This window comes from Mediterraneibacter sp. 210702-DFI.5.30 (genome assembly GCF_020560115.1).
In the GTDB taxonomy this organism is placed as follows: Bacteria; Bacillota; Clostridia; order Lachnospirales; family Lachnospiraceae; genus Mediterraneibacter; species Mediterraneibacter faecis.
Map to the genome: position 1 here is coordinate 1 of NZ_JAJCME010000162.1, position 240 is coordinate 240.

The following is a 240-nucleotide window of genomic DNA, read 5'->3' on the forward strand; positions in this document are numbered from 1 at the left end:
GTGATGGCATGCAGGATTGCCTTGAAATAAAGCGTTGGTGACCACCAAGACAGATTGATGCCCCGCATTTGACCAGCCGCGCGAATCGTTTTAACCGCCATTTTAATCCGTGGAATCAGATTGACGGCTGCCAGCGTTCCATAAGCAAACTTACTGGGCAGATGCAGATTTTGTTCCAAAGAGCGGGTGAGCTCCAGTGGACTGGTGGTCTGCGTAATAGCCGCGCCGGTAAAAACGTAG

The 240-nt window shown here is 51.2% G+C and carries 1 protein-coding gene; it reads right to left on the reverse strand.

The window, feature by feature from the left end; translation table 11 throughout:
- Window positions 1-240 (reverse strand): energy-coupling factor transporter transmembrane protein EcfT (locus LI126_RS15100; protein ID WP_227165730.1); only part of this gene is annotated, 240 nt, incomplete at both ends.